The 4,663-nt window shown below is 64.5% G+C and carries 6 protein-coding genes; 5 read left to right on the top strand and 1 reads right to left on the bottom strand.

The window, feature by feature from the left end:
• The 5 genes from Q7T64_RS03655 to Q7T64_RS03635 all read left to right on the top strand — a co-directional run.
• The coding region (locus tag Q7T64_RS03655) for an ATP-binding cassette domain-containing protein (protein WP_304791334.1) at positions 1 to 454 on the top strand (454 nt) is incomplete at its 5' end.
• Entirely contained in the window at positions 451 to 1,626 is a 1,176-nt protein-coding gene (locus Q7T64_RS03650; RefSeq protein ID WP_304791331.1) for an alpha-D-ribose 1-methylphosphonate 5-triphosphate diphosphatase, read from the top strand. The genes Q7T64_RS03655 and Q7T64_RS03650, both read left to right, overlap by 4 nt.
• Before the next feature lie 79 nt (positions 1,627 to 1,705).
• Positions 1,706 to 2,302, top strand: coding sequence for a phosphonate metabolism protein/1,5-bisphosphokinase (PRPP-forming) PhnN (gene phnN / locus Q7T64_RS03645; protein ID WP_304791328.1), 597 nt, complete (start codon positions 1,706 to 1,708; stop codon positions 2,300 to 2,302).
• Positions 2,293 to 3,075 carry a phosphonate metabolism protein PhnP gene (gene phnP / locus Q7T64_RS03640; protein ID WP_304791324.1) on the top strand — a complete coding sequence of 261 codons (783 nt, stop codon included), beginning with the start codon at positions 2,293 to 2,295 and terminating at the stop codon, positions 3,073 to 3,075. The genes phnN and phnP overlap by 10 nt, the downstream gene beginning before the upstream one ends.
• Entirely contained in the window at positions 3,072 to 3,941 is an 870-nt protein-coding gene (locus Q7T64_RS03635) for an EamA family transporter (RefSeq protein ID WP_304791321.1), read from the top strand. Before phnP ends, Q7T64_RS03635 begins: the two co-directional genes overlap by 4 nt.
• A 114-nt stretch (positions 3,942 to 4,055) precedes the next feature.
• Here Q7T64_RS03635 and Q7T64_RS03630 read toward each other — a convergent pair.
• The coding region (locus Q7T64_RS03630; RefSeq protein WP_304791318.1) for a pirin family protein at positions 4,056 to 4,663 on the bottom strand (608 nt) is incomplete at its 5' end.

The raw sequence follows: 4,663 nt of genomic DNA, 5'->3' as shown, positions 1-4,663 counted from the left end.
CGCACTGCGCAAGGCCGAAATCGGCAACGTCACCCAGTTCTTGCACTGCCTGCCGCGAAAGAGCGCGCAGGACGTGGTCGCCGCGCCGCTGGTGGAAGCCGGGGAGTCGCCCGCAGTCGCGCGCCAGTCGGCCGCGAAGCTGCTGGCGCGCCTGAACGTGCCGCCGCACCTGTGGGCTGTTGCACCGGCCACCTTCTCCGGCGGCGAACAGCAGCGCATCAACCTGGCCCGCGGCCTGATCCGCCCGGTGCGACTGCTGTTGCTGGACGAACCGACCGCCAGCCTCGACCCGGTGTCGCGCGAACGGGCGATATCGGTACTGCGTGAACTGAAAGCCAATGGCACCGCAATGCTGGCGATTTTCCATGACCCTGCGCTGGTCGATGCACTCGCCGACGGCGAAGTACGCGTCCAGCCGCATCCTGAACAACTGACCGAGGAGAATGCGCAATGAGCGCTGTTCAAAAGCCCCTGCCCGAAATTTTGTACCTGACCGGCGCCCGCGTGGTGCTGGGCGACCAGACGCTGGAGAACGCAGCGGTGCTGGTGCGCGACGGCATCATCACAGCCGTCTGCCCCGAGGTCGCGCCCGTGGGCGCCCAGGAGGTGAAACTGGCCGGGCGCATCCTGATGCCCGGCCTGATCGACCTGCACTGCGACGCGCTGGAAAAGGAAATCGAGCCGCGGCCGCGCGTGCACTTCCCGCTACCGTTTGCCTGCTCCCAGGCGGACAGGCGCAACGCCGCGGCTGGCATCACCACCATCTATCACGCGCTGTCGTTCGCCAATCATGAACTCGGCGTGCGCAACAACGCCTTCGCTGGCGAGATCGCCCGTGCGATGGGCCAGTGGAACAGCCACGCGCTGGTCGACAACCGGGTGCATGTACGCTACGAAGTGACGGACGAGACCGCGCCAGGAATCCTGGCCGAGTTGCTCGAAGGCGGCCATGCGCAAATGATTTCCTTCATGGACCACTCACCGGGACAGGGGCAGTTCAAGGATGTACACGCCTTCCGCGCCTATCTGTCGCGCAACTACAAGACCAGTGAAGATGAGCTGGACCGCATCATCGCCGCCAAGCACGAGTCGGCCAAGGGAGCGATGGGCCGCATGCAGGCACTGGCGGAAATAGCGGCGCGGCATGGGATTGCGATTGCCAGCCACGACGACGACACACCGCAGAAGGTGGACCTGGTATCCGGCCTCGGCGCCGTGATTTCCGAATTTCCGATCAACCTGGAAACGGCAAAAGCGGCCCGTGCAAAGGGACTCGCGACACTGTTCGGCGCACCCAATGTACTGCGTGGCGGCTCGCAGTCCGGCTCGATGCGCGCGCTGGATGCGGTGCTGGCGGACGTGGCGGACTGCCTGTGCGGTGACTATTCACCAGCGGCTCTATTGCCGGCGGCGTTGAAGCTGCCGGAATTGGCGGGCATCGAACTGCACCAGGCAATCGCCCTCGTGACGCGCAATCCGGCACGCGCTGCGGGGCTGCACGACCGCGGAGAGATCAAGGCCGGCACGCGCGCCGACCTGATCGCCGTGAGCATGCATGGCGGATTGCCGCGTGTGGAGCGCTTGTGGGCGAACGGGACGCCGGCGCTGCAGATCGGAACAGCCTGAGCGCTCGCAGGCGTCAACTTTTTGTAGCGCCACGACGTGGCGCTACCAACCTGACAATCACATCGCCATCCGATATCCCATGCCATATTCCCGCTCAGTCCAATCCAGCGCCCGGCTGATCTACGTCATCGGCCCCTCCGGCGCCGGCAAGGACAGCCTGATCAACTACTGCCGCCACCGCCTGGCCGGCCATTCCACCGTGTTGTTCGCCCATCGCTACATCACGCGCGACGCCCATGCCGGCAGCGAGAACCACATTGCAGTGAGCAGCGAGGAATTCGCCGCGCGCGAAGCCGCCAGCCTGTTCGCTCTGTGCTGGCAAAGCCACGGACTCCACTACGGCATCGGCATGGAAATCGAGCAGTGGATGGCAAAGGGCATCACCGTCGTCGTCAACGGTTCGCGCCAATACCTGGACGAGGCGCGCCGACGCTACCCCGACCTGGTGCCGGTCTGGATTGCGGTGTCGCCGGAGGTCCTGCGCGAGCGCCTGCAAGCGCGGGCGCGCGAAGGCGCACCCGAGATTGAAGCGCGCCTCGCCCGCGCCGCGCTGGCCGCACCGGCCGCAGACGGTGGTATCGTCATCACCAACGACGGCGCGCTGGCCCAAGCCGGTGAAGCGCTGCTTGCAGTCATCACCGAAGGCATGGACGAAAGAGTCACGGCATGCGCATAAGTTTCCTCGGCACCGGCGCGGCCGGCGGCGTGCCGCTCTATGGCTGTGTCTGCAGCGCCTGCCAGCGGGGCCACCTGCAAGCCGCGCACCAGCGCCGCCCCTGCAGCGCCCTGGTCGAAGACGGCGAGACCCGCCTGCTGCTGGACGCCGGCCTGATGGACCTGCACGACCGCTTTGCGCCCGGCAGCCTGTCCGCCATCCTGCTCACGCACTTTCATCCGGATCATGTCCAGGGCCTGTTTCACCTGCGGTGGGGGCGTGGCACACCGATTCCTGTCTGTGCACCACCTGATTCAGAAGGCTGTGCGGACCTGACCAGGCATCCGGGGCTGCTGGACTTCAAGCGCCTGTCGAAATTCGAGCCGATAGTGATCGGTTCATTGACCGTGACACCACTGCCGTTGATCCATTCGAAACCGACCTTCGGCTACGCAATCGAGAATGCGCAGGGTGCGCGCTTCGCCTACCTGACCGACACCGCCGGCCTGCCGCCCAGCACAGAAGAATTCCTGCTGGCCTGGTCTCCCACCGGCCTGGCGCTGGACTGCAGCCATCCGCCGCGCGCGCAGCCCGGACGTAACCACAACGACTGGAACCAGGCATTGCGCATCGTCCACACGCTGCGTCCGACGCGAACCTGGCTGACGCACATCACCCACGACCTGGATTGCTGGCAGATTGAAACCCAGCCTGCACTTCCCGATTCCGTCAGCATTGCTATTGATGGCGAGCAGGCGGTGCTGGGGCAGGGAACCGATTGGCCGCTTCGATGATCGCCGCTAGCGTCGGTGCGACGATCGGCGCTTCGGTGCTGATGCATGTCGCCTGGAACCTGATGGCGCGTCACCAGCCGCGTGAAGCCGAACCGCTGTGGTGGGTGCTGCTGGCACACACGGTCATGCTTGCGCCGTGGGGGCTGTACTGCCTGCTCACCGAAGCCCGGTGGGGTACGCAACTGGTTTGCCTGCTGCTGATCTCGGCGTGCGCGAATGTCGTCTATTTCTTTGCATTGGCCCGTGCCTACCGGCATGCTTCGGTTGCGCTGGTCTATCCGCTGGTGCGCAGTTCGCCGCTATTCATCGCTGTCTGGAGCTGGCTGCTGTTTTCAGAGCAGCTCGCTGCGCTTGCCTGGCTCGGCATCGCGTTAAATGTGCTCGGGCTACTGGTGCTCGCCGCCAGCAGCAAGGGCGGGCAGGAGGGGCGTGCCCTGCCCTGGGCCCTGCTTGCGATGCTGGCTACCAGCATCTATTCGCTCTCGGATAAGGCGGCCACCGACTACGTGCCGAGTTTTGGGGCGGTGGTGGGATACATTTCGGTCGGCTACTTTGCCGCCTGGGTCTTGATGACACTGCGCATGAAGCGCGTATCGGGCAACTGGATACCCGCCAAGCGGATCGGAACACCGGCAATGATCGTCGGCGGCCTGTGCATAGGCACGGCGTATGCACTGGTTATTCACGCAATGCGTGCGCTGCCAGCAGCGGAGGTGGTTTCCTACACCAACGCCGGCATCGTCATTGCGACCCTGGCGTCGATCCTGGTGTTCCGCGAACGCGCGCACTGGCTGGCACGCACCACTGGCGCGACAGTGATCTGTGTGGGGCTGGCCTTGCTGGCGTTTGGGCGTTCGCTGGGCTGACGTGGCCGACGCCTGAGGTTTTGGCTTCAGCGCAAACCAAAAACGCACCCATTTACACCCATTTTCGGGGTCGTGGCAGAACATCCCGATCAACGAGACTTACATCAACGTCCTTCAGGCCGCCAGGTCGAACACCAGCACCTCGGCATCGCGGCCATTGCTCAAGGTGACGGTGCTCTCGTTTTCCAGCATGGCAGCATCACCGGCGACCAGCTGCTGGCCATTGACTTCCAGCGCGCCACGGATCAGCTGCACATAGCCTTTTCGGGCTGGGTCGAGCGCCAGTTGCGCGCGCTCGTCGCCATCGAACAGGCCCGCGTAAAGCGACGCATCAGCGTGGATGGTCACCGAGCCTTGCGCACCGCCCGGCGAAGCAACCAGGCGCAGCGCGCCGCGCTTCTCGCTGGCGGCAAACGTCTTTTGCTCATAGCTCGGCGCAATGCCAGTCACGTTGGGCATGATCCATATCTGCAGGAAGTGCGTGGTCTGGTCCTTGGCGTGATTGAACTCACTGTGCGTGACGCCGGACCCTGCACTCATGCGCTGCACATCGCCAGGCGGAATGCCCTTGACATTGCCCATGCTGTCCTTGTGCGCCAATTCTCCGGCGAGCACATAACTGATGATCTCCATGTCGCGGTGGCTATGCTGGCCAAAGCCGGTACCCGCATTGATTCGATCTTCGTTAATGACGCGCAGGTTGCCCCAGCCCATATGGTCGG

Origin of the sequence: Lacisediminimonas sp., assembly GCF_030645335.1 — a bacterium.
Classification (GTDB): domain Bacteria; phylum Pseudomonadota; class Gammaproteobacteria; order Burkholderiales; family Burkholderiaceae_D; genus Lacisediminimonas.
The sequence above is the reverse complement of the archived record's forward strand: the minus strand, read 5'-3'. Positions and strand labels throughout refer to the sequence as shown.